Raw genomic sequence first — 24,986 nt, 5'->3', positions numbered from 1 at the left:
CATCGAGACCAATGCGGTGCTCGTGATGAAAGCGGCCAACGAGCTCTACAAGATCCGGGAATGAACCCCCGGGCGACGGGACGTACGGGAGAGGCGATAGCCCGCGCCTGGCTCGAGGAACGCGGCTACGAATGTATCGGCGAGAACGTGCGGACGGCGGGCGGCGAGATCGACCTTGTGATGAGGCGTAACGAGCGCATCGTGTTCGTGGAAGTGAAGTTCAGGCGCTCGGCACGGTTCGGTTCGGCCATCGAGGCCGTCGACGAACGAAAGCTCGCGCGCGTCGAGGGTGCGGCCATGGCGTATCTGTCCGAGCACGGGCTGCCGGCGAACACGGATTGTACGGTGGCAGCGTTCGCTATCGATGAGCGGGGCGGTGAACGGACATGCACGTTCATCGAGAACGCACGCGCATGAGTACACGGGGCATTGGTTCTGGAACGGACGGGAGCTACGCCGCACAGCGGCAAGGAAGTAGAAGGCGCACGACATGAAGACAGCGGTGCAGATCAATCCTAAGAAGATCAAGCGCCTTAAGCGCATGATCAAGAGCCAGCGTTACATCAACAACGCGCTTGACAAGCTCGCCGTCGAACTCACCCGTATGTTCATCGACTGATGCATTCGGGGGATACGACGCGGCGTTCGATGAAGATGTGACGGTTCATGGACCACTTCATATTTTTTGTCTATGTAACGGCTTTGGTGCTCGGCTGCGGGGCGCTTACGCTCGTACTCCTTTCCTGGTATCGATATCGAACCCTCGTCTGGGGGCTCTATACTGCCGTTATCGCCGCCGTTTCCATACTTGTCATACTCGATATGCTCGCCGCCTACCGCATTGCCGCGCATATACCGCTTACCGCGCTTTCCGTCGTACGGCCGTTCATCGGTATCCCTGCACAGAGCGCCATCGTCATGCTGCTCGTTCTCCTGGCGCATACCGTCGTCTCCCTGTCCATAGCCCGCCCGCTCGCTGTCGTATACGGCATGTTCTTCGTCCTCTATGCAGCCGGGGCTGTCGCAAATGTCATGACGGCGCATCCATCGCTTTCCATTGCAATGGATGTGTCCTTCGCTGCGGTCATCGCGTATGCGTCCGTTCTCATCGCCGTACGCTTCTCGGCGATACGCTCGGTACTCCTGCGGTCACTGGTGCTGTCCATCGGTGTCCCGACGCTCTGTACCGTGGCCGGCGCTGCGGTGCTCTCGTTCTTACCGTACCGCACCGTACATTATGCGCTCTTTACCGGGTATTACAGCGTGCTTGCCGTGCTCACCATCGTGCACGCCCTGCGCTACCTCTCGCGCGGCGAGGAGATACGCGAGAATGCCGCGGCATTCCGCGGGAAGGGGAACACCGCGCTTACACGCCTCTTCGCACGCGTGAAGCTTACCGCGCGGGAAGAGGAGATGCTCTCGTATGTCGCGAGCGGTTATTCGAACGGCTCGATAGCCGAGCGCGTGGCCATATCACATCAGACAGTGAAGAACCACGTGTATCGCGCGTATCAGAAATTCGGCATACGCACACGCAATGAATTCATCGAGATGATCATCTCAGGGACGGATTCCGACGCTCGTTGAGAGGGATACGCCCTTCCCATTTCACCCGTTTTTGTTATAGTATGACCGCAGCGAAGCGTGAGGTATCACCGCAGCGAAGCGTGAGAGATCACCGCCGGCTTTGTACGGCGCATGAGGAAGCATGGATAAACGTCGCCTCGAACAGTATTCATCGGCATATACGCTCTCCGATATGGAGCTTTTTATTTTTCCGGAGCTCCTCTACGCGGGGCTTCTTGCGAACATCATGTCGCCGCGCATCTGGGCGTGGCGCGAGGATGCGTGGTTCGCCGGCATCGAGCGTATGAACGAGACGCAGCGGCTCCATCGTGTCAAGCAGTACATCATGGACAATTATCAGTTCAATCTCGATCTCGAGACCTGGGGACTGACCGACAAGGCTGCCGAGATAGCCCGCTTTTCGGATTTCATCGATGTCGATATGCTCAAGCGTTCGAACGCGCTCTTCGGCTACGAGGGCGATACATATTATTTCGACATCGGCATACGCAAACATTTCGGGCTTGATACGTACACGGACGATATCATCCCGTATTGGAAAACGGAGACCGTCGAGGCGATGGACGCTTTTCTCCTGAAGGAAGGCTATGCGCAAAAGGCGGGTGAATGCGTTTCGCTTGCGCTCCTCTACGCCGCCGCCGCCTTCATCGTCGCGCGGGTGCCGCTTGAGAAGATATTCCTTCTCGGCACGCCGCTCCACTCGCAGAATTTCATCATGGCGGGCCACGGCATACTGACGAACAATCGCCGCATCGTCACGAAGGCCATGTGGTTCAACGGTACGGAGATATCCGCCAAGGCGCGTCGGGCCCTTGAGAACGAGAAGGTGACCATCGTCGCGCATGCGAGCGGCATACTGCACTATTTTTATCCGGAAGCGAGCATTGACAAGCCGGCATATGATGGGTTCAAACAGGCGCTGTCGTCCTATCTCACGAGCGATCTTTCCTACGGTATTGTCGCGAGTTTTCTCCGCGGATATCCGGAATTCAGGAAGTTCGGTCAATTCCGGCGCAAGGGCGAGAGCCGCTCCTGTTATGTGACGGCGGAGAAAGCGTTCGCGTACGAAGCGGATACGAAGCTTTCGCTTTCCGAGGCGGCCGGGCGGCAGAAGATACTGACCGATATCGAATGCGATGAGACCTATCGCGAGCCGCTCCCCGCGCATGTGATCATCGACGACATCGAAGCGGCGTTCGTGAAAGAGAAGATACGGCTTACCGAGGGAGGCAGCGCGGAGAAGATACGCTCGCTTGTCGGGGCCTCACTTGCGCCTGCCGATGCGGATGCGTTCGTTACGGCGTTCATCGCCTTCGCGCACTGCATACCGCGCCTTGCCGATGAGGGCAAAACGTTCGTGCAGGGGTTCCCCATCGCGCTTACGCCGGATATGGAACGCGACGCTGTCATCGACTATCTCGCGGCACATCGGGCGGGATCGACGACGATAGACCTTTCCTTCCACGCATATCGGGATCTCACCCGTATCGACGATGTCGCCCCGTTCATGCATGCCGCGCTTGGGCGGAGCCCGGTGCTCCTCGACAGGACAAAAGGAATGGACGCGCAGGCGGTGTTCGACTATCTGGGTACGTTCCGTACGGAATCATTGTACGGCGAGAAACGCATTGCACAGCCCGATGAGTGCGTCAATTACCGCGCAGCCGACGGTACGGAAAAAGCGGTGTGCATGGCGGTGTGGTTCAAGAAGAAGGACCCGTCGTCCGCGGTGGAGATACGATGCGACACAAGCGCGACGGTAAAGGCCGGCGGTGAGACGTTCGTGTTCACCGGTGCGAAACCGGTGCCGTTCTCGTTCACGCTGTAATCTTGACCGCTTCCGTCCTTCCGCTTTGGAACGAACGTTCCGCCGCGTCGAGCATGGCCATTATCTCAAGCCCGTCCTCCATCGATACCGGCGCGGGCTTTCCCGCGAAGAAAGCGCCGATGACAGCGACGAGATCGCGGTACATGTAGGTGGAATCGATAGTATACGATGCGGCTTTTTCCTTCGTGCGGAGCGTTCCGCCGTACGCCCATAGTCCTTCCGTAAGCTCGACGATGCCGCGGCGCGGGCCGTCGTATTCCACCGCAGCGACAACACCGAGCGCATCCTTCGATACCGTGACCGTTTTTGCACCGCGCCCGAGGGCATGGTTGAGCCGTTCGAACGTATGCACGCCGTACCAGACGATGGAGCTTCCCGCTGGCGCTTTGCCGAGCGGTCCGTATACATACGCGAGAAGCGGGCTTCCCACGGTGTTCTTCGCCTGATCGACCTCTTTTGAGAAGCGCAGCGACGATGCGGTGAAGCAGCGAACGTCCTTCTTTTTCGCAAGATCATACATCGCTTTCCCGTTCTCTATGGTGTCGGCGAGCGGCTTGTCGATGAACACCGGTTTGCCGAGCGGTGCGCACCGTTCGAAGTATTCGCGATGATATGAGGCGTCGTTTATCTCGAGGAGTACGGCATCGCAGTCCTTGACCGCTTCATCGAACGATGTCGTAACCGGAATGCCCCATGACTCGAGCTGTTTCTGCCGTCCGTCAAGACCGTCCTTGTTCTGGAACGGCGTATCGAACCGGAGACAGGAGGTGATACGCATGCCGCCTACGCGCTGGTCCGGCGGGCAATCGTTCGCGGCAATTCGTTTGGCGAATTCCACCGTATGGCTGGTAGCGAGACCTATGACGGCGACGCGTATATCTGACGACATCATCTACCTCCGGACCATTATCGGTCCGGTAGAAAGTACGCTGTATTACGGAAAAGGAAATGGACGTTATCAGGAACGATATGGACAAACTCGAAAAACGATATGGTGTCCTATTACAGACCGAGCCGCTGCTTTGCGATGGGGTGATAGCCGAATGCGTCAGGGATATCCTTTGCACCTTCATTGACCTTCATCATGAGCGAGCGCTCAAAGCTCACGTCAATCTCGCGAGACACGGGGCGCATCATCACATAACGGTATTTCTGCGCATATTCCCGGCGTGAGTTCTCGTTGGTGGCAAGGAACATCTTTGCACGGAGCGAGGATATGTTCTTTTCATCGGTTATCATGCTCCGCCGCCAGTTCTTCGTCACCTGCAGATAATCGCGATAGCCGCGGTCGATGTAGAACGGCTCGAAATCGGCGCGCAGTTTCTCGAACGGTATGGCGAGCGCATAATAGAGCGAATACATCTGCTGCCATTTTATGAGCGATTCCCCGCCGATATTAAGGCTTAACCCCGCCGTTACGCCGTCCTTATGCGGATTGAAATATTCAAGTATGCCGGTGCCCGTCTCGCCTTTCACGTACGGCAGCCACCCGATGATGGTATTGAGCTTGATGTTGTTCTCTTTCGCCGCAAGGAAGAGGAGAAAGTCGATCGCCGCTTTGCGCCGCTCGGGGGCGTTGTCCGGCGTGGGGCAGCCGAAGGCGAACGCCGTTATCGGCTCCTCGAAACCGGGGCCTTCGATGAACTTCCCGTATTCCGGATCGTCCTTCGTCGGTATGGGAAAGTCCATGACGCCGATCTCAAATCCATTGTCCTTGGCCTGTTCCTCGAGCATGCGCGCGTCCCACGTGCCGGTGGGTATGAAAAGCGAGCGCTGCTGCACGAAGTTGAGTACGGCATCGTCGCGGTTGAGCCCGGCGAAACCGGGCATGCAATTGCTCGCGTACGCTGCGACCATCTTGAACTTCGCACGATACGCGGGGAAATCGAGATCTATCCTTTTGCCCTTGAACCCGATGAAGGTCTCGACGGTGCTCGTGAAGCAGTCGTGATTGTAATCGAGGACATAACGGCCTTTCGTCGTTACCGGCCCGAAGAGAAGCCATTCCGCCATACCCATATGGAACGAGGAGTTGGCTATCGGCGCGTAGGTGGGGAGTGCCTTCTCGAATGCACTCCGATCTTCGCGCGCTTTGGCGAGTTCGCGGACGATCGTTTCACGGGCGGATTGCGACGGCTTCGCATCGAGTTCGGAGAGGCGTTTCTCCAGCAGCGTACAGCGATCGATGAGCTGCTTCAGCTGCACCTGCGCGGTGCGGTTGGCGTATTTGTTCTTTTTTATCTCTTCGCAGGCGGCGAGGAATTCCCGCCAATCGGCCGGTGGTTTCGTTCTGCCGGTAAGCGACTTGAGGAGCGATTTGTTGTAGAACATGCGTACGAGCACCTGTGTAAGCGCTATGCTCATATATTCCTGCACCTCGGGGATATAACACGGGGTAAGGCCGTCCTTCACCGTTTCGCGCAGGGGTACGTTCGCGAATTCATTGTTCCTGTTGTACGGGTTCGGGCTTGATGCGTATTCCGTCATCGGCGTGAAATAACGCATATAGTACGAGACAAGAAGCGGATACGCTACCTTGCCTATCTCGATGAGGTCCGGGGGCGTACCGCCTATCATCTGCGTCGTGAACCATTGGGGATAGGTCGTTTCCGGGACCGCGTTCTGTACGACACGCACATTCGGATGGAGCTTGCGGTATTCACCGCCGAAGTACTTTATCGCGTCACGGACGCCGGGCTCAAGCTGCCAATGCGCTATGGTCACCGTTATCGTACGGGCGCTTCGTGCGCCGCGCGGTATGCGTATCCGCACCCCGGGGGTAAGCATCTGATTCTCGGAAATATCAGGATAGTTCTCGTCGCAGATCTGCTGCACGGTTATCCCATATTCCTTCGCGATGGAGATGAGCGTGTCGCCGGCATTGACGGTGTGGGACGCATCATCATCGCTGCTGTTCGCCGTGAACACGACGATGGATGCGGCGGCGAAGGCGATGACGATGGCGATTATGCCGAAATATTTCCTGAAGAAGGCGAGGGCTTTTGTGAACATCGCGGTACTCCTGTCTATCGGCTCACCGTCGTTCTTGCGGCGAGACGTTGTATCGTAATACTGACGTCCATTTATTGCAACCCGTGCGCGAGCAGCGCAACGAGGCGTTCCCTGTCGCGCGGAAGCCTGCCCTCAAGCGGGAGATAGTTCGATGCGTGGTTCGCGCGGAATATCGTCGTGCATTCGACTCGGGCGATGAACTCGGACAATTCCCGGCGGTAGTGGTCGGTCGTATATTCGGCGAAGTCTGCTTCGGAAAGGAGGTCCGTGCCGCGATGCATGAGCACGAGCATATTGGTATATGTCGGCACTATCGCATTGACGATCCGTGCACTCTCCACGGCATGCTCATGCGAGCGCGATACGCCGCCGAGGCCGACGATGACGGTAACGGAGAGCCGCAACCCCGCCGCGAGGGCCCGTTTCGACTGCAGTACAATATCTTCAGGAGATGATCGCTTCTGCATCCGCGTAAGCGTAGCCGCCTCACCGGATTCGATGCCGAGATAGAGCGTATGCATGCCGGCAGCTTTCAGCGCACGGAGATCATCATCGCTCTTGGTCTTTATCGAAACGGCGGAGGAGTATGAGGAGAATCGTCTGGCCGATGGGAAACGCAAACGGACAGCGTTCATCGACGAGAGTATATGGTTTACCGGCACCATGAGCGAATCGCCGTCGGCAAGGAAAACGCGTGCGATATCGGGCGGATATGCGCGCACAAGGTCATCGCAATGGCGTGCGAATGCATGTTCATCACGCACACGGTACTGCTTGCCGGCATACATGGCGCAGAACCGGCACGTGTTCGTGGGACAGCCGATGGTCAGCTGTGCGATGAGCGATGCCGCTTCAGCGGGCGGGCGAAAGAGCGTTCCTTCATAGATGTCGTGCATGCGTGCAGTATATCAAAGATCCGGGAAAACGCATATTGCCATGGAGCATCCATTATGATACAGTATACGCATGAAGATCCGATATTCCATTGCAATCTCCGCTTGTGTTGTTCTCATCTCGTGTGCGCCGAAAGTCTCGGTGGCGGTCAGCGGGGCTGATACGCTCACCAACAAAGCGGTCGTGGAAGGATGGAAGATATACTGGTCGGAAGGCGCCGCGATCGCCGTCAACAGCATGAAAGAATCCGTAACGATATTCCGCGACTACAACGACGAGAAGGACAAAAAGAAGAACGACGGATACTGGTCATCGCGTAACTACACGATGCTTTCCATCGCCGGTACCATCGTCTGCTACCGCTGTGACTGGTACGGCGAAGGCGGTGCGCATCCGTCATCGGGGAGCACGTTCGCCGCTGTCGATCTTGCCGAGGGCAGCAATGAGATGCTCCTCACCGATGTTTTTACCGCTGAGGAAATATACGGCGTGCTCATCGAGGACCCCGTCATTCAGAAAACGCTCTCCGGCGAAACGCCGAAGAACCTCAACGGGGTATTCTCCATGGCCGACGGCGGCTGCGAGATGGACATCAGCGCGCGCATGCTCGGATCGTTCGCGTTCCACCATGTGAAGGACGGGAGCGTGGCGATACGCATCGGCATCCCGCACGGCTGTGAGACGATGCGCGGCAATTTCACGCAGATAGGGTTCTATCTGCCGATACCGATACGCTATAAGAATGCATTCGCTGCTGCGGTGAAGAACAGGACGCTCATGCAGAACCTTGCGCCAAAAATGAGGCCATAGCATCTGAAAAGTGTCTTAAGAATTTAGACACGAATTAGATCGCCCTCCGCCCCCCTCCCCTCTGCAATCGTATTGTTATATGAGGCGATATATTCTGCTTTACCGCACGAGGCAATGATTGAGAGAACAAGGGGTTGCAACCCCTTGTTCTTCGGCAAACCATGCTTTCGTCTGTTGTTGGCCGCATCATTCACGAATAACAACTATCGGTATGTTCCCACTTCTTTGAACACCGACACGATGTGCGTAAAATCATTGAAGCTGACCGCGGACGGCACCGAGTGATCCGATGCGAAGATGTAGCCGCCGTTCTTCATGAGCGCCGGTACGCGTTCGCGGATAAGTTTTTCTACGGTCGCCGTTTCATGCCACACTTCGGCATTGATGCCTCCGTGCAGCACAAGCGCATCACCGGCAGTGCGTTTTATCTCAAAGGGATCCATCCCTGCCTTTACCTCGATAGGATTGAGCGCATCGAGACCCATACCGGTCAGTTCCGGAATGAACGGGCGTATATCACCGCAGGAATGCAGCCGCGTTTTCACGCCTTTCGCATGGGCCCAGTCGATAGCTCGTTTGTGCACGGGTTTCAGTAATTCGCGGTACATATCGAGCGAGAAGAACTGATGATGCTTGTAGCCCATATCATCCGGCCAGGTAAATTCGTCGAAGCGATATCCCGCATCCCAGATCATATCGAGGAGGGCGATGTTCAGCGTAAGCTCATGATTCCACATGTCGACGACCCACTCGGGATCGGTAACGAGCGCCATGAGCAATCGCTCCGTGCCGATGAAATGCGAGTGCGTTATATCAAAACCGAACCATCCGCTCGCGGATATCCACGCACCGCTTTTTCGCCACGCGCCATAGTTTGCTTCCAAATGTTTCCAGTTGATGCGGTCGCGTGACGGCGTCATCCGTGCTTTTGCCGCGCGCCAGTCGTCGGGGGTTTTCACCTGAAAGTCGAGATATTCCGGGGTGGTGTTCTCGAATTTGAACTGCCGCATCGTCGCACCCCACGCGGTAGTCACCGTTCTATACTCATCGTTCTCATCAAGAGTGCGTGTTTCGAATCGCGGGCTGGTGTCAGGGCCGATGCCGGCGACAAGGTCAAGATCGAAATGCTCGATGACGCTCGTATGTTCAGGGAGTCCTTCCCGGTGCCAGCGGCGTATCGTGGAATCCCATATCGATTCCTTCCAGGGAACGCGATCGGCTTCCCGATGCGCGTACATCCGTTCAAAACGCTCATGTGTCGTCATCGTCGTTGTTGTCATATCCAACTCCCTATTCATCAGTGATGTATCGATATAGTCGCATCACAATGACCGATGAACAATGGACAAAAACGACGATCATTTGTACAATATCGACATGAGCCGATTTGCCATGCCGGTGCGCGTGAAACGGGCGGAAAGAACATACTGTTCTCCGTCATGGCATTGGATAAATCCGGTGCCGCTGTTCGACGGCTATCTTTTCTGGCTCATCCTCGACGGGAAGGGGAAGCTTCGCACCGAAACGGCGGAGTATGAGCTTTCCCGCGGGGCCTGCTTTCTCATGCACATGTGGGAGCATATCGAGGGGACGCATGATCCGAAGCATACACTCGTCGTTCCCTGGATACATTTTGAATGTACCGGCGGCTCGCCGCGGCTCATCGATCATCCATTGGAGCATCGCCGCGTCGGGAATGTCACGTTCATCTCCGAGTTAGCCGAGCGAGCGATACGGCATCTGCGCGATGGGAACAAGGCCGATGCCGATCACTGGATGCGGTCGATACTCCTTGAGATAGCCCGGCAGGACAAGCGCCCGGTCGGCGGCAATGACCCATGGATAAAGAACATCGATGAACTGTGTCTGCGTATGCAGGAGTCACCCTCACAAGCGATGAACATTGCCGGTCTCGCACGCGAGTACCGATGCACGCCGGACCATCTCATCCGCGTCTTTAAGCGCATAACCGGTACGACGCCGGTTGATTATCTCGTGCGGGTGCGCACTGAGCGCGCAAAGGATATGCTTCTCTACTCGAGCCAGTCGATCGAAGAGATCGCCCTTGCGCTCGGATATGCCGATATCTACTACTTCAGCCGACAGTTCAAGGAACGGACAGGCGTTCCGCCGTCCGTCTATCGGAGATCCGGGGGCGCTACTCGCTGAAAAGCCGCTTCAGATTCGCCATGCCTATCTTCGATCCCTGGCGGCATTCTTCCATCCCTTCGAATTCCACCGAGATGAATCCATCATAGCCTGATGCCTTGATGAGCTTCACGATAGAGCGTATATCGACATCGCCGTGTCCGACGATGGCCCCGCGGAGGAAATTCCCCGAGAGCGATTTGAACCAGCCCTCGCCGGGATCGGCATGGAACGGACGCACGTAGAAATCCTTGAAATGGATATGCGACGCAAGCGGCAGATTGTTCTTGAGCGCGGCGGCGGGGTCTTCATCGGCGCAGAGGAAATTCCCAACGTCGACCGTGGTTCGGAAATTATCCCGCCCGACAGCATTGATAAGCATCTGCACACGATCGCTTTTCTGCATGAAGAACCCGTGATTCTCAACGCTCGTTGTTATCCCGTACTGCTTCGCATGATCGGCGACTTCGCGCACCGCATCGGCGACAGCCGGCAGGTCCTTCATGAAGTTGGCGATGCTGCAGTCGGGGATGGGGCGCGATGCCGCATCGTGACGCATGCGCTTCACGCCGAGCGATCCGCCGATGTCGACCTCTTTTTTTACACGCGCGATCTCCGCTTTGAGCTTCGCCGCATCCGGCTGGATGAAATTCGCGCCGATGGTGTAGCTTGAGAGCGGCAGCCCGATATCCTTCGCTTTCTTAACGATATCCTTCGCCTTATCAGGGGTTTCCTGGAGCGTGAGCGCGATCTCCGCATGCTCACCGCCGTTCTCCTTTATCCAGTCAAGAGACGAAAGGATATCAAGATCCCCCGCTTTTATTGCACGGGATACACTGTAAGTACTTAATCCGATCTTCATAATACTATCTCCTTTCCTTGTGCTGCTGACTTATAGAACGCATCGATTATTCTCTGCGATACGACGACATTGTCAATATGTGCGCGGTTGGGTTTCCCGTCCACCGCGCTGTCGATGAAGGCCTTCATCTCTGCGTGAAAATCATTCTCTTCTTTTATGTGCGGTGTCTTCTCGAAGAGATGCCCGTTCTCCGTGCCGTACATCGTGAAGCCCTTGCGGTATTCGAGCCTGAGGCCGGCTTTCGTACCGAGGAAATCGATGTGCATTGCCGGTTTATCGATATTGTGCGCCCATGCGCCCTCGAATGCTATCGACGGCCCTTTCGTACGCACAACGCCGGAGACGAATTCTTCCACATCGTATACGCCGTCAAACTTCGGCGGACCCGCCCACATGTTCACGAATGCATAACCCTTCATATCGCGTGCGAGTTCCGAATGTGCTACGCCGGATACGCTTGTCGGCTCAGGAAGGCCTAATGCATAGAGCGTGAGATCGAGGAAATGAATTCCCCAGTCCGCCATGACGCCGCCGCCTGCATGCTTCTTCGTGGTGAACCAGCCGCCAAGACCGGGTATGCCGCGAAAGCTCTTGAACGAGAACGATACGTGATACACCGTGCCGAGTTCACCGGACGCTATCGTATCCTTCACGAGATTGACATAGCTGTTGTACCGATTGACAACGCCGATGATAAGCTCTTTCTTCTGTTTCTTCGATTCCGCCTGCATGGCGAGCACATCTTCAATGGCCATCGCTATGGGCTTTTCGCACATGACGTGTTTGCCCGCCTTAAGCGCGGCTATCGTCACCGGCGCATGCTGATCGTTGGGGAGACACACATTGACCGCCGTCACCGACGGATCATTGAACGCTTCGGCTGCGTCGGTCGCCGCCTTTGTCGCGCCGTATTTCTCGACGAATGACTTCGCGCGTTCGGGAATAAGATCGACCGCATACGCGATCTCCACCCGCGGGTCCTGCTTGTACGCGTCCGCATGCGTATTGCCGATGGCGCCGCATCCGATGATGGCTACCTTTGTTTTTACCACTGCTCTGCTCCTTGTCTTCTTTCTATTATCTTTAAAGTGATAATTCCTGCAATGCCGCGAGCGAATCGTGAAGCCCCTGCAGGCTGTTCGCAACGGTGACGAAAGGCTCTTTGTTGTTGCGAACACAGTCGGTAAAATGCACCATTTGATCGTGGAACATATCGTTCTTTTTATAGGTGATCATCTCGTTCTTTCCGCCGGCTGTGCGAAGAACAAATATCGCTTCTTTCTCCGCATCGAACTTCCCCTCGAATTCCTTCGCATCAAAACTCCCGGAAAAGAGCAGCACGCCCTTCGGGCCCATGATGTCCATGCCCCCGAATGACGATACCTTCTCCGCAAGCCCCCATGACCAGAAATTCGCCATCACGTCACCGCGTTCGTATTCGAGCCAGACCGAGCCGGTATCGAGCGATGTACTCTGCTTGAATTTCGTCAGTCCCGAAACGGCCTTCACCGACTTCCCGAACATAAGGCTCGCAAAATCGAAGTTGTGTATCATGCCGTCGATGATGGGCCCCCCGCCCCTTTCCTTATCGAGGAACCACGGCGATGCCGGTCCTGCGCCCACCGCTGTATGCCGCCAGACCACCGGTGAACCGAGCACGCCGCTATCCACTATCTCTTTTGCTTTTCCCCAGAAATTATCGAAGCGCCGCACGAAACCGACCTGGAATAGAAGTTTCTCTTTCGCGACAAGATCGCGGATCTTTTCGGCGTCGGAAAAATTCCTCGTGAGTGGCTTTTCGCAGAATATCGCTATCTTCTTTCCCGCGGCGGCTTTCACCGCATCGAAATGGAGGAATGTCGGCAAGCATATGAGCACCGCATCGAGCGTCTCCTTTGCGAGCATATCGTTATAATCTTTATAGCCTGCTGCACCGTATTCTTTCTTGTACGCATCGAGAAGAGTGTCGCTTACATCGCTTGCTGCGGTTATAGCAGCACCGGGGATCTTTCGGAGATAGTTCGAGTGATGCTTTCCGATTCCGCCGCATCCGATCATGCCGATCTTTACTGTATCCATGGTCTTCATTTCCTTCAGACTATCTTGATCATTGATCTGTATCTCTTATGCGCCCCGGAGGAATTGCACCGCAGCACGTATATCGTCCACGGGGTTCGCGCCGACCTCACGTTCTATGGTGAGATATCCCTTGTAGCCGATATCGGCGAGCGCTTTGAGATACGCGTCCCATTTCACACCGCCTTTCCCGAGCGGCACTTCGTTGAAAAGTTTTCCGAAGTCGAAGCCCTCGATGCCGCCCTTTGCGAAGGCATCATACACCTCTTCAGTATCGCACGCGGCGAGTTTCACGCCGTCCTTTGCATGCGTATGAACGATATATTTCCTGAGCGTCGATACCGCTTTCACCGGATCATCGCCGGTGACCATGACAAGGTTCGCCGGGTCGAGATTTGCACCGATACCCTTAGAGCCGATATCGTCAAGGAAAGCAGCGAGCACGGCGGCGGTCTCCGGGCCTGTCTCGATCGCGAACGTAACGCCTTTCGACGCGGCATACTTCGCCAATTCGCTGCAGGCGTCGCGGAGCACCGCATAGCGTTCGGCTTTTTTGTCCGTCGGGATAACGCCGATATGCGTGGTGACAATGTTTGTGCCGAGATCGACGGCGAGATCGACGATACGCTTGGAGCGATCTATCTTCGCGGGATTATCCTTTGCAGCGGCGAATCCATGGCCGCCGAGATCGCCGCAGAGGGCGGATATTTCAAGATCGAGCGCACGAATGAACGTGACGAGATCCTTGCGTTGGGCGGCGCTTATCTCGGGCGAAACATCGCCTTTTACCGCATACATCTGCACGCCGTCGGCACCGAGTTCTTTGGCCAATCGGAGCGCCTCGCGTACGGGCTTCCGGAACGATTCGGTGATGATGCCTATTTTGAATTTCATCGGTGCTCCTCTCGTTCAATAGGGTAGCTATGAATACGGCGGGGGACAAGGTGAAAAGGCGCATGGGGCTATGCGAAAATTCGCATGCCCGTTCATTCCGTTATCGCTCCGTGGCGATCCACGTATCCGGTTTTGCGACCGCTTTCTTCCCCGCATCGATGAGCGCCATTATGGCAAGCGTCTCCTCTTTCGCAACGGGTATCTTCCTATCCTCGAAGAACCGCAGCATCGTTGCGATGAGATTTACAAAGAACACGGATTTCACATCGCCGAATACCGTGCCTTTGTCTGCGTCATACTGCGCCGCAAGACCGAAACCGCCGGGCACCATAGTCGCTGTCGCGCGTGCTTTCCCGTAATCGATGACAAGCGACGGGGCCTCCGGTACGCCGACGGACATGACGCGCTTTGCATCCGGCCCGAGAAGCGATACTATCATCTCAAGCTGGTGTATGATGTATATCTCGAATTTCCCGCCGCCGCGTGTGGCAACGAAGTTCAGATCGGCGCGCGGGACCTTCGTTTTGATCTCATCGACCTCTGTCGCATAGCGCAATGCTGAGCTTGAGAACATCGGCGTCCTTCCTGCTTCAGCCATGGCGAATATACGTTTTGCCGCAGCGAGGTCAGGAGCGAATGTTTTGTCGACATATACGGGTTTTCCCGACGCAAGCGGCAGTTTGCAGAGCGCTTCATGCTGCTCGGGATTGTTCGGCGAAAGGACGATAAGCGCGTCCGAGCGATCGATGATCTCTTCCATTGAAGAACACTTCGTGACGCCGAATTTTGCGCACCACGCATCGGTGGTCAGCCCCGGTGCCGGCGCATCCTGCATGGCATAGCCGTATTTCACCCCCCAGCCGGACACCGCGCTTTCGCGTATCCATTGCGGATAATTGTTCGCATGCCATTCGTCGAGAAAGTAGTCGATAAAGCCGATGGTTTTCATATCGCCTCCGATAGCAGATAGAGTAGCTATGAAAGCGAATACTGGCAAGGGGAAAAGGGACATCGCGCTGTGCGAAAAGGGGCACGATGATCAGCCAATCCCTGCCGTCGGTGAGCCGAAGGCGAACAAGGGGCTGGGCGAGCCCGCTGTGGGAGGGTGACCCGCTCTACGGGAAAGGGGTAAGCTCCCTATCTGCTATGATCCCTTCCCAGGTAGAAATTCTGCCACCCGCTGGTATTGCGGAATTTCGCGTCGCATATGACGATCGGTCCGTCATACGGCTCGCGCTCCTCATTATGCGGCTTAAGCCGGCGATAGGCGCGAAGCCATATGCATTTCTTGTCGTCGACCTCGCATTTCCCCTTGCGCGATCCGCCGCAGGGGCCGTTGCGCTGATTCTTCGAACATTTTTCCTCGGGGCAGAGATACGCTATCTCGGTGAGCGAGCAGTCGCCGCAGTCATGGCAGCCGTAGAGCGCTGCTTTTGAGATATGTTCCCCGAAGTGAAAGAATTTCTCGATCGGTGTTTTCTTATCGATGATCCGGTAAAAGAGGCGCATGAGATGATAGAACGGCGACCACTTCTTGAAAAGGAAGAAGTGAACGACTCGGCTGATGCGGTAGATGATGGGCTCGGTGATGATCACGCGGAAGAACCGTCGTATCGCCTTCTTCGAGCGCGTGTAGGAGTCGACATATTCCTGTTTCGGCATGAGGGCATCATCGGTTTTGAAGAGATAGAATTCACCGGGGAGAGGATATGACAGCTCTTTATAGAAACCTTTCCAGTCATTCGGCGAGAATTTTTCCGCCATTTCCTTGATCTTGCGTACCTCATCGAGCTTATGCGTACCGCCGATGTACACGCCGCGGAAACCGAGCCCCTTGGCCACCGCCCACTGCTTCGCCGCGAATTCGAGGAAGAACGCCTTCCCTTTGTCCGGCGATTCAGCCGCTTTGGATGCCGCTTGAAGGAGTGCCGGCGATACATTACATCCGGCAATGCGCTCGTCGTGGAACACCTTCGCCACTCCCTTGGTGAGAAGATAGATATTCGCTATCATCGGGGTGGTGATATTCCGCATGCGGTTGTAGGTGAGAAGTTCCGCCCATTTGCGGACGTCGTATCCCAGCTGGAGCAGGAAGAACGAAGCGCCCGCGCGTATCTTCTTCTCCATTTTGAAAAGCTGCGACATATATTCGCCCTCATGCTTTTTGAACGGGCTTACCGCTGCTGACACGAAGAAGTTCGTTTTCGACAGCCGCGAGGGGGGCGCATCCTTCTTCATCGACGGCACCTCAAGGCCGGCGTTCATATCCATGTACATTTTCGTGAGCGCCACCGCATCGATGTCGAACACGGGACGCGCAACACCGCGATACCCCGGTGCGGGATAATCGCCGGTGAGCGCAAGGATATTATTGAACCCGTCGCTCGCGAGCTGCCAGGCGCGCATCTCAAGCCCGTTGCGATTCCTGTCCTTGCATGCCATGTGAATGTTGACGTTATGGCCTTTCGCAAGGAGCGGCTTACCGAGCACTTCGGGAGAGAGCATGGGATTGCCGCCGGGGTTATCGGTTATACTGATGAAATCGAACAGCCCCGAATCCATAAGCTCATTCGCAGCGGCGTTCGTTTTCTCGCCTTCCACGGAAAGTAGGCCGCGGGTGCTCACGAGTTCGACCCCGTGAATGAACGAAGTGCCTGCGAATTTTTCTGATAGCTGCGGCATACGATCTCCTTGTGTCTTTCCCCTTTCCCCGTGGCGGCTTTGGCCATCCATGGCCGCCGTCAGCTGCGCCATCCTTGGCGCACGCCTTACAAAGGGGAAAGGGGTGCCCGAAGGGCGGGGATAGGGGTTGTTTCCCTAGCTGTTATAGAATTCCTGCACACGCGTAAGTATATCGAAGGCTTCAAGCTTCATCACGTCGTTGAGCGTCTTCATCGCCGGGTGATCGTCGGTGAGGATCTCATATTTTTTCTTCGTGCTGCCGACGCAGTAGTCAAGGCCGCCGGGCACCGCAAGCGTGAGGAAGGCGCTTTCGAGCGGCGTCTTTACGAGCGCGCCGGATTTCGTCTTGCTCGGGATCTGCACGGTGAAATTGGAAAGGCCCACCGACATGTGACAGCCCTTGAATTGCGCTTCCTTGCCGATGAGCGCAATGCCGCCGATCGTCATCTTCGTAAGCCCCTGATAATCGCTCCCGATGGGGGCGATGGTGGGGTCGAACACCATATCGTCGTTCGTGAGGCCGTGCTTTTTCGCATGCGCATACATCTGTTTGGCCGCTTCGAGTATGTCCGCGGCCACACAGTTCTGTACCGTCTCATTGTTCACATGACGCTCGCTCGACATGAGTATCGCCTTGAACGGCTGTATCTTCAGGAGATCGAACATCTCAAGACGTCCGAGACTTATCGAATTGAGGAGCGGTTTCTTTCCGCCCGCTTTCGCCGGATCGTACGTTTTGAGCGCACGCTCGGCTATCTCGAATGACGGCGTGTCGATGGAAAGGGGCACGGTCACGAGGGATTGTATCGACGTGATGAGCTCTTCCATGAGCTTGGGGTCGCGCGGTCCTATATTGACATCGATGAATGTCGCGCCGTCGGCCTGTTCCTTCGCGAGAGCGATTATCGCCTGCATATCGCCTTTCTCAAAAAGCTCATGCGTCGAGGGTACCGAGTCGTTTATCTTCTCGGCGATGATATTCAGTTTTCCGTTGAGAGCCATTATCCGATCTCCTTTTTTATCGCGCAGACGAACCTCTCGACTCCGCTCGAGGTCCGGCTGCTGCTAGAATAGTCCCTTCACTTTACCCGATTCTACGTCCACGTCAATACGTCGGAACGCCGCATCGGAGGCCGTACCCGGCATGAGCTTGATGTCGCCCGCGATAGGAACGACGAAGCCTGCGCCGCGGAACATCATCACATCGCGCACGGGGAGCGTGAATCCCTTGGGTCGCCCCTTGAGCGTGGGGTCATGCGAGAGCGACAGATGCGTTTTCACCATGCAGGTGCCGAGTGTTTTAACGACAGGGTCAGCATTGAGCTTCTCTATCTTCGCCTTTGCTTCCGGCGTGTACGATACACCGTCGGCGCCATACACTTCCTTCGCTATTTTTTCGATGCGCTGCTCCACCGGTTCGGCGAGATCGTAGAGGAATTTGAAATTCGGCTTTTCCTTGCAGGCATCCATAACGGCATCGGCAAGTTCAAGCGCGCCGTCGCCGCCCTTTTCCCAATGCTTCGAGAGCGCAACGCGCGCGCCAGCCGCTTCGGCAGCTTTGCGAATCGCCGCGACCTCGCCGTCATCGTCGGTATAGAAATGATTGATGCATACGACAGGGGGGACGCCGCTTTTCTTCACCGTTTCGATATGTGCGATGAGATTCGCGACGCCTTTATCGACGAGGGCGATGTTCTTTTCCGTGTACGCCTTGTCGAGCGGCTTCCCCGGCACCACCTTCGGACCGCCGCCGTGCATCTTGAGCGCGCGCACGGTGGCAACGATGACCGAGCAGTTCGGCGTAAGCCCGCTCATGCGGCATTTGAGGTTCCAGAATTTCTCAAAACCGATATCCGCGCCGAAACCGCTTTCGGTGACATGATAATCGGCGAGCTTAAGCCCGATGCGGTCGGCGAGTATCGACGACTGGCCGATGGCGATATTGGCGAACGGTCCTGCGTGCACGAGCACCGGCTGCCCTTCGATAGTCTGCATGAGATTGGGGAATATCGCCTTTGACATGATGGCCGTCATTGCGCCCGCCACTTCAAGATCGTCGGCAGAGACCGCTTCGCCCTTTTTGGAATAGGCGACGACCATGCGGCCGATGCGTTCGCGCATGTCCTTGAGATCGCGGGCGACGGCGAGTATCGCCATGAGTTCGGAGGACACGGTTATCTGAAAACCGCTTCGCATGAGAAAGCCGTCCATCCGTCCGCCCATGCCGATGATGATGTCGCGCATGGCCTGAGCGCAGAAGTCTATCGCCCATTTGATCTGGATGTTATCGGGATCGATGTCGAGCCGTTTCAAATTCTTTTTTGACAGGAATGCATCATCGTAATTGAATTCGTGCTGCATGCGGCTTGTGAGCGCCACCATGCAGAGATTATGCGCGTTCGTTATCGCATCGATGTCGCCGGTAAGGCCGAGGCTGAATTCGGTGAGCGGTATGCACTGCGAGAGACCGCCGCCCGCGGCAGAACCTTTGATATTGAATATCGGTCCGCCCGACGGCTGGCGTATAGCGCCGATGACCTTCTTGCCGCGCTTTCCCAATCCTTGCACAAGACCCATCGTCGTCGTCGATTTCCCCTCGCCGAGCGGCGTGGGTGTGATCGCGGTTATCTCGACGAATTTCCCGTCGGGCTTGTTCGCGAGGCGTTTCAGTATGCTGATGTAATCGAGCTTGCCGATGTGATGGCCGTAGGGCAGAAGCTCTTTCTTCTCAAGCGCAAGTTCGTCCGCCAGTTGTGTCACCGGTTTCATCGTTTCTGCGGCCGCGTCGGCTATCTGCCAGTCGGCCATTTTCGTGGGATCGAGTTTCGGCATTGAATGCTCCTTGATATCCTATTCGCAGGCGGGGTCACGTGACCCCGCCTGCGATATGACTAACCTTAGTTCAACGGATCAGATCCGTTTCTTGTACAGTTCCAATGTATTCTTCATGAGCATCGCTATCGTCATGGGGCCTATCCCCCCCGGCACCGGTGTGATGAACGATGCGTGCGCTGCGGCTTCCGCATACGCGACATCGCCCACAAGTTTATATCCTTTTTCGCTCGTATCGTCAACACGGTTCACGCCGACATCGATGACGACGGCACCCTCTTTCACCCAATCGCCTTTTATCATTTCGGGTTTGCCTATGGCCGCGCAGAGAATATCGGCGCTTTTGCACACTGCGGCGAGGTCCACCGTTCGCGAATGGCATATCGTTACCGTTGCGTGTTCAGCGAGGAGGAGCTGCGCGAGGGGCTTGCCCACGATATTGCTCCGCCCCGCGACGACCGCATGTTTCCCTTTCATCTCGATGCCGTAGCGCTTCATTATCTCGATGACACCGGCCGGCGTGCACGGCTTGACGAACGGGTCCCCGCTCGTGAGATATCCCACGTTCATCGGATGGAAGCAGTCCACATCCTTCGCTGTCGATATGCGCTCAAGCACCTTATGCTCGCTTATCTGCTTGGGGAGCGGGAGCTGGCAGAGTATGCCGTCGATGTTGTTATCAGCGTTGAGTTTGTCGATAAGCGCAAGCAATTCAGCTTCGCTCGTTGTTGCAGGGAGAGCGAATTTCTCGCTCCCGAAACCGACCTCGGCGCAGGCCTTTGCCTTCATCCCGACATATACCTTCGATGCGGGGTTATCCCCGACGAGGATCACCACCAGTTTCGGCTTGCGTTTGAGCCCCGCTACCTCGGAGGCTATCTCAAGCCGGATCGATTTCGCCGTCGCGTTGCCGTCGAGTATCTGTGCCGCCATAATGAACTCCTTGGGATGTACGGTCTATTGTAATGGAGATAAGCCCTCTATCATAGTGCTATGTGACGATTCTGTGGGAGAATATTGCGATACATCGCTCCCTCGAGTTTCAATCCCCGTTCTCACGAAGCACCATACGCTCATACCCGGCGCGCTTGACCGTTTGATCGAAATGCCAGCGATAATAGTCGTATTGGCCTGTTCCCTTCCAAACCGGGAAATTCGTCCTCACCGACCCTGCAAATCCGTGACGAGGGGAGATGCGGTAGATGTCCTCTACGGTGTGAAAGAATTCGTGGAGCAGCGTCCCGGGCCATTCGTAGGAAAGGGGAAATTGCATGTACCCGCGAAGTATTGTGCGTCCATCTCCCATCGGTATTGGCCAAATACCGCCGGTGGGACGTCCGATCGGAGTTCCCTCCCAATAGATCAGGAGCGAGTCGAAACGAGGCATGATTTTGAGCATGGCCGGGGCGGGTGTGATCGAAGTGATGTCAAGCTTCTGTATGAACGATGACTTCCCCTCGAATGTGTTCGTACTTGTGATAATGTTGGTGACCACGCCATCATGGATATACCGTTCAAACGTACATGTCATCCGGCCATCGGTCAGCAGTTCCGCATATCCGGCAAAATTTTCCTGTGCCGTCTTTGCCCTGCGGATATAGGCTGCATCCATACATCGTCTCGACGACCCGGGGATATCGATCGTCGTCACATAGAGAACAAGAAAGCGATGGACTATCGGGCGCTCTTCCATTTTGAGCGCGGCGCGCTGTGAAACGACCGAGACGATCGGGATATCATACACGATTTGATTGAACCCCGTGCGAACATTGTTGGAATGCAGATAGGACCCTACCTGTGAGAACAGCTCTTGCGCGCGAAGAAAATCTTTTTCCGCAAAAACCTGCTCGGCAATTCTGTTGAGCGCAAGCGCTTCATTTACCGAACGGATATCTTTCCCGTGAGTAAGACAGGAGAGCGCGATCAGTACGGTTATAAAACAACCGGTCTTCGCGGCATGGATCACTGAATGACGACCGTATCCGGGGCTTTGCGAAGCTCCTCGGCCGCCGTTTCCGGCAGCACGGTGTTCACGAAAAGCCCGCCCGCGTATTCCAATCCCCCTTTCTGCTTCACCTGCGGTATGACGCTCACATACCAGTGGAAGTGGTCCTCTTCGCGTTCATAGCGCGCGAGGGACTGCATCACATAATTGAAATCGGGATTATGCAGGTGATTGAACATCTTTCCAAAAACTGTCTTCATGCAGTCTGCCATTGATACTATCGACGTGTCATCGATAGTGGAAAACGACGCTGCATGCGTCCTCGGCACTATCCAGAAATGATACGGCGAGAGATCGGCATACGGCATGAGGCAGACGAAGCGATCGTTCTCATAGACAATGCGCTCGCGCTCCTGGCGTTCTTTCCTCAGTATATCGCACATGAGGCAATTGCCGTTAAGATCATAATACCGCTCGCCCTCGCGCAGGCGGATGTTCGCCTCGAACGGGATGACGGGGAGTCCGTACACCTGTGAATGCGGATGCTCAAGCGATCCCCCCGCCTTAAGCCCCTGGTTCTTGAACACGACGATATGTTTAATGTTCGTGTCGGCAATGAGCTCGATATACCGCCTGCGGTATGCGGTGAGAAGATCGGTTATCTCCTCTCGTGAGAAAAGTGCGATCGTGCCGTTATGCCGCGGGTTATCGATGATGACGTCGTGCACGCCGAAACCGTCGATCTCATTGCGCAGATGTTCGGTGCGCCGATGCGGCGGTATGCGCCGGTCGACGCTCGAGAACTTGTTCTCTAATACGCGAACAGCCCATTTCCCCGCGCGGTCGATACGGAATATCTCGGTGTCCTCGGTTTTTTCATTGCCCGGACAGAACGGACAATTATCGCGATATGCCGGGCGTTCGGCAAGTATCGCCACATTGTCCTTCTCATCGCTTTTGAAATCGTGCGGACGCTTGGCGCGGTTGGGCGCGAATATCACCCAGTCGTTGGTGATGACATTCTTGCGAAAAACAGACATCCCGTGTTACCGGAGATATTCGTAGATAGGGAATTTCTTACAGAGATCCCGCACATCGTTCGCGACCGCCTGTATCGTCGACTCATTGTTCACATCGCATAACACACGATCGATGAACGCAACGACGGTCTTTATTTCGGATGTTCCCATACCGCGCGTGGTCAGTATCGGCGTGCCGAGACGTATGCCGCTCGTCACTTTCGGCGACTCCGGATCGAACGGAATGCCGTTCTTATTGCAGGTGATGAACGCCTTGTCGAGCGCGCCCGCGGCGATGTCGCCGGTGAGGTTCTTTGACTTTTTTGTATTCACCAGCATGAGATGCGTATCGGTGCCGCCGCTCACGATGGAATAGCCGCGCGTGGTGAGCTCGGAGGCCATCATCTTCGCATTGGCGATGACGCTCTCCTGATATTTCCTGAACGACGGATCGAGCGCCTCCCTGAAACACACCGCTTTCGCAGCGATGGTATGCACGAGCGGTCCGCCCTGAATGCCGGGGAATACGAGCTTATCGAGTTTCTTCGCGAGGTCTTCCTTCATCGCTATCGCATATCCCGATCGCGGGCCGCGCAGCGTCTTATGCGTTGTGCCGGTGATGAAATCCGCGTACGGCGCGGGTGAGGGATAGAGTCCCGTGACGACAAGTCCGCCGAAATGCGCCATGTCGACGAGAAAGTATGCGCCCACTTCGTCGGCAATGCTCCGCATCGCTTTGAAATCGATGATGCGTGAATATGCGCTCCCGCCGGTGATGAGGATCTTCGGCCGCTCGCGCTTGGCTATGTCGCGGATATTATCGTAATCGAGTATCTGATCGCTCTCGCGCACGTCGTATGATACCGCGCGGTATATCTTCCCGCTGAAATTCACTTTCGCGCCGTGCGTGAGATGTCCGCCGGAAGCAAGCCCGAGGCCGAGTATCGTATCGCCGGGATTGAGCACGGCGAAGTACACGCCCATGTTCGCCTGCGAGCCGGAATGCGGCTGCACATTGATATGCGGCACGCCGAAGAGCTTCTTCCCGCGTTCTATCGCGAGGGCTTCCACCTCGTCGGCATATTCGCAACCCTCGTAATAGCGGGCATGCGGATATCCCTCGGCGTATTTGTTGGTGAGCACCGAACCCTGCGCTTCGAGCACCGCGCGCGATGCGAGGTTCTCGCTCGCGATAAGTTCGAGTCGGTTGAATTCGCGGTCGACCTCACGGTTGATGGAGGCGTAGATCTCAGGGTCGGAATCTTTGAGCGTGCGATTGAGCGGATTCATATCATTCTCCCGAACGACTACATATTATCACAGATAGCTTTGCCGAAATCACTTGTCGATACTTCCTTCGCGCCGTCCATCTGACGCGCAAGATCGTATGTCACCGTCTTCTTCGCGATGGTCTTCTCTATCGCGCGTTCGATGAGCGTTCCCGCCTCATTCCATCCGAGATGATCGAGCATCATCTTCGCTGAAAGTATGAGCGAGCCGGGATTCGCCTTATCCATGCCGGTGTATTTCGGCGCCGAACCGTGTGTCGCTTCGAACACCGCGGCATTATCACCGATATTGGCGCCGGGCGCCATGCCGAGGCCGCCTACCTGCGCGGCGCAGGCGTCGGACACATAGTCGCCATTGAGATTCGGCGTTGCGATCACTTCATATTCATCCGGGCGCAGCAGCAATTGCTGGAAAATGCTGTCGGCGATGCGGTCTTTGATGAGCACTTTCCCTGCAGGAAGTTTATTGCTCCCGAGATCGGTCTCGGATATCACCGTATCGCTGAAATTCTCTTTCGCTTCCGTGTAGCCGTAATCCCGGAACGCGCCTTCGGTGTATTTCATGATATTGCCCTTATGCATGAGCGTCACCGAACGCTTTTTCGCGGCGACCGCATGTTTGAGCGCCATGCGGATGAGCCTTCGCGAACAGAATTCGCTTATCGGCTTAACGCCGATGCCGGAATCGGGACGTATCGTCGTATTGAATTCCTTCTTCATGATATCGATGAACTTCTTTGCTTCGACGCTGTCTTTCTTCCATTCAATACCCGCGTACACATCCTCGGTGTTCTCGCGGTAGATGATGACATTGAGCTTCTGCGGCTCTTTCACCGGCGACGGTACTCCCGGATACCATCGCACCGGGCGTACGCAGGCGTAGAGATCGAGCACCTGGCGGAGCGTTACGTTCACGCTCCTGAAACCGCCGCCCACCGGTGTCGTAAGCGGACCTTTTATCGCTACCGATAGATGACGTATCGCGGCGACCGTATCATCGGTAAGGTAATCACCGAACTGCTTGAACGCCTTCTCACCGGCGAATATCTCGAACCATGATATCTTCTTCTTCCCGCCGAATGCCTTCGCCACCGCCGCTTCCAGCCGC

At 55.9% G+C, this 24,986-nt stretch carries 24 protein-coding genes; 7 read left to right on the top strand and 17 right to left on the bottom strand.

The window, feature by feature from the left end; genetic code table 11:
* The 4 genes from AABZ39_15960 to AABZ39_15945 all read left to right on the top strand — a co-directional run.
* On the top strand, positions 1-417 hold a 417-nt coding region (locus AABZ39_15960), incomplete at its 5' end, for a YraN family protein (protein ID MEK6796275.1).
* A gap of 73 nt (positions 418-490) precedes the next feature.
* Positions 491-619: a hypothetical protein gene (locus tag AABZ39_15955; protein MEK6796274.1), complete on the top strand. Its 129-nt coding sequence runs from the start codon at positions 491-493 to the stop codon at positions 617-619.
* 47 nt (positions 620-666) lie between these two features.
* Positions 667-1,587 (top strand): helix-turn-helix transcriptional regulator, encoded by a 921-nt coding sequence (locus AABZ39_15950; GenBank protein MEK6796273.1) that lies wholly within the window; start codon positions 667-669, stop codon positions 1,585-1,587.
* Between the two features lie 121 nt (positions 1,588-1,708).
* Positions 1,709-3,415, top strand: coding sequence for a hypothetical protein (locus AABZ39_15945; GenBank protein ID MEK6796272.1), 1,707 nt, complete (start codon positions 1,709-1,711; stop codon positions 3,413-3,415).
* On the opposite strand, the gene AABZ39_15940 is transcribed toward AABZ39_15945, so the two are convergent.
* The 3 genes from AABZ39_15940 to AABZ39_15930 all read right to left on the bottom strand — a co-directional run bounded on the left by AABZ39_15940 (position 3,405) and on the right by AABZ39_15930 (position 7,323).
* Positions 3,405-4,307: a Gfo/Idh/MocA family oxidoreductase gene (locus tag AABZ39_15940; GenBank protein MEK6796271.1), complete on the bottom strand. Its 903-nt coding sequence runs from the start codon at positions 4,305-4,307 to the stop codon at positions 3,405-3,407. The genes AABZ39_15945 and AABZ39_15940 overlap by 11 nt on opposite strands.
* A gap of 110 nt (positions 4,308-4,417) precedes the next feature.
* Positions 4,418-6,427 carry an extracellular solute-binding protein gene (locus AABZ39_15935; GenBank protein ID MEK6796270.1) on the bottom strand — a complete coding sequence of 670 codons (2,010 nt, stop codon included), beginning with the start codon at positions 6,425-6,427 and terminating at the stop codon, positions 4,418-4,420.
* Positions 6,428-6,498: 71 nt separating this feature from the next.
* The gene (locus AABZ39_15930) at positions 6,499-7,323 is read right to left on the bottom strand and encodes a radical SAM protein (protein MEK6796269.1); all 825 of its coding nucleotides are present in this window, start codon (positions 7,321-7,323) and stop codon (positions 6,499-6,501) included.
* 70 nt (positions 7,324-7,393) lie between these two features.
* On the opposite strand from AABZ39_15930, the gene AABZ39_15925 reads away from it, so the two are divergent.
* Positions 7,394-8,131 carry a hypothetical protein gene (locus tag AABZ39_15925; protein MEK6796268.1) on the top strand — a complete coding sequence of 246 codons (738 nt, stop codon included), beginning with the start codon at positions 7,394-7,396 and terminating at the stop codon, positions 8,129-8,131.
* 203 nt (positions 8,132-8,334) lie between these two features.
* Here AABZ39_15925 and AABZ39_15920 read toward each other — a convergent pair whose 3' ends face one another.
* Positions 8,335-9,411: a uroporphyrinogen decarboxylase family protein gene (locus AABZ39_15920; protein MEK6796267.1), complete on the bottom strand. Its 1,077-nt coding sequence runs from the start codon at positions 9,409-9,411 to the stop codon at positions 8,335-8,337.
* Between the two features lie 61 nt (positions 9,412-9,472).
* Between AABZ39_15920 and AABZ39_15915 the strand changes: the two genes are divergently transcribed.
* Positions 9,473-10,300, top strand: coding sequence for a helix-turn-helix transcriptional regulator (locus AABZ39_15915; GenBank protein ID MEK6796266.1), 828 nt, complete (start codon positions 9,473-9,475; stop codon positions 10,298-10,300).
* Here the strand turns inward: AABZ39_15915 and AABZ39_15910 are convergent.
* From AABZ39_15910 to AABZ39_15890, 5 genes are all read right to left on the bottom strand, one after another.
* Positions 10,290-11,141, bottom strand: a complete 852-nt coding sequence (locus AABZ39_15910; GenBank protein MEK6796265.1) for a sugar phosphate isomerase/epimerase family protein — start codon at positions 11,139-11,141, stop codon at positions 10,290-10,292. The two genes, AABZ39_15915 and AABZ39_15910, sit on opposite strands and share 11 nt — an antisense overlap.
* A complete protein-coding gene (locus AABZ39_15905; GenBank protein MEK6796264.1) occupies positions 11,138-12,193 on the bottom strand; it encodes a Gfo/Idh/MocA family oxidoreductase in 1,056 nt (351 codons plus the stop codon). Before AABZ39_15905 ends, AABZ39_15910 begins: the two co-directional genes overlap by 4 nt.
* A gap of 31 nt (positions 12,194-12,224) precedes the next feature.
* Entirely contained in the window at positions 12,225-13,220 is a 996-nt protein-coding gene (locus tag AABZ39_15900) for a Gfo/Idh/MocA family oxidoreductase (protein MEK6796263.1), read from the bottom strand.
* 45 nt (positions 13,221-13,265) lie between these two features.
* A complete protein-coding gene (locus tag AABZ39_15895) occupies positions 13,266-14,111 on the bottom strand; it encodes a sugar phosphate isomerase/epimerase family protein (protein MEK6796262.1) in 846 nt (281 codons plus the stop codon).
* 100 nt (positions 14,112-14,211) lie between these two features.
* The gene (locus AABZ39_15890) at positions 14,212-15,060 is read right to left on the bottom strand and encodes a Gfo/Idh/MocA family oxidoreductase (protein ID MEK6796261.1); all 849 of its coding nucleotides are present in this window, start codon (positions 15,058-15,060) and stop codon (positions 14,212-14,214) included.
* A gap of 28 nt (positions 15,061-15,088) precedes the next feature.
* Between AABZ39_15890 and AABZ39_15885 the strand changes: the two genes are divergently transcribed.
* Positions 15,089-15,220, top strand: coding sequence for a hypothetical protein (locus tag AABZ39_15885; GenBank protein ID MEK6796260.1), 132 nt, complete (start codon positions 15,089-15,091; stop codon positions 15,218-15,220).
* 28 nt (positions 15,221-15,248) lie between these two features.
* Here the strand turns inward: AABZ39_15885 and AABZ39_15880 are convergent, their stop codons facing one another.
* From AABZ39_15880 to icd, 8 genes are all read right to left on the bottom strand, one after another.
* Positions 15,249-16,793 (bottom strand): methylenetetrahydrofolate reductase C-terminal domain-containing protein, encoded by a 1,545-nt coding sequence (locus AABZ39_15880; protein ID MEK6796259.1) that lies wholly within the window; start codon positions 16,791-16,793, stop codon positions 15,249-15,251.
* A gap of 135 nt (positions 16,794-16,928) precedes the next feature.
* The gene (locus tag AABZ39_15875) at positions 16,929-17,795 is read right to left on the bottom strand and encodes a dihydropteroate synthase (GenBank protein ID MEK6796258.1); all 867 of its coding nucleotides are present in this window, start codon (positions 17,793-17,795) and stop codon (positions 16,929-16,931) included.
* 63 nt (positions 17,796-17,858) lie between these two features.
* A complete protein-coding gene (locus tag AABZ39_15870) occupies positions 17,859-19,625 on the bottom strand; it encodes a formate--tetrahydrofolate ligase (protein MEK6796257.1) in 1,767 nt (588 codons plus the stop codon).
* Positions 19,626-19,703: 78 nt separating this feature from the next.
* Positions 19,704-20,558 carry a bifunctional methylenetetrahydrofolate dehydrogenase/methenyltetrahydrofolate cyclohydrolase FolD gene (gene folD, locus AABZ39_15865; GenBank protein MEK6796256.1) on the bottom strand — a complete coding sequence of 285 codons (855 nt, stop codon included), beginning with the start codon at positions 20,556-20,558 and terminating at the stop codon, positions 19,704-19,706.
* A 109-nt stretch (positions 20,559-20,667) separates the two neighbouring features.
* A complete protein-coding gene (locus AABZ39_15860) occupies positions 20,668-21,591 on the bottom strand; it encodes a hypothetical protein (protein ID MEK6796255.1) in 924 nt (307 codons plus the stop codon).
* A complete protein-coding gene (galT, locus tag AABZ39_15855) occupies positions 21,588-22,610 on the bottom strand; it encodes a galactose-1-phosphate uridylyltransferase (protein MEK6796254.1) in 1,023 nt (340 codons plus the stop codon). The genes AABZ39_15860 and galT overlap by 4 nt, the downstream gene beginning before the upstream one ends.
* A gap of 6 nt (positions 22,611-22,616) precedes the next feature.
* The gene (gene glyA, locus AABZ39_15850; GenBank protein MEK6796253.1) at positions 22,617-23,879 is read right to left on the bottom strand and encodes a serine hydroxymethyltransferase; all 1,263 of its coding nucleotides are present in this window, start codon (positions 23,877-23,879) and stop codon (positions 22,617-22,619) included.
* A gap of 17 nt (positions 23,880-23,896) precedes the next feature.
* On the bottom strand, positions 23,897-24,986 hold a 1,090-nt coding region (icd, locus tag AABZ39_15845; protein ID MEK6796252.1), incomplete at its 5' end, for an isocitrate dehydrogenase (NADP(+)).

The organism is Spirochaetota bacterium, assembly GCA_038043445.1.
Taxonomy (GTDB): Bacteria; Spirochaetota; Brachyspiria; order Brachyspirales; family JACRPF01; genus JBBTBY01.
Note: the sequence above shows the minus strand (reverse complement) of the source record. Positions and strands in the feature narration are given on the sequence as shown.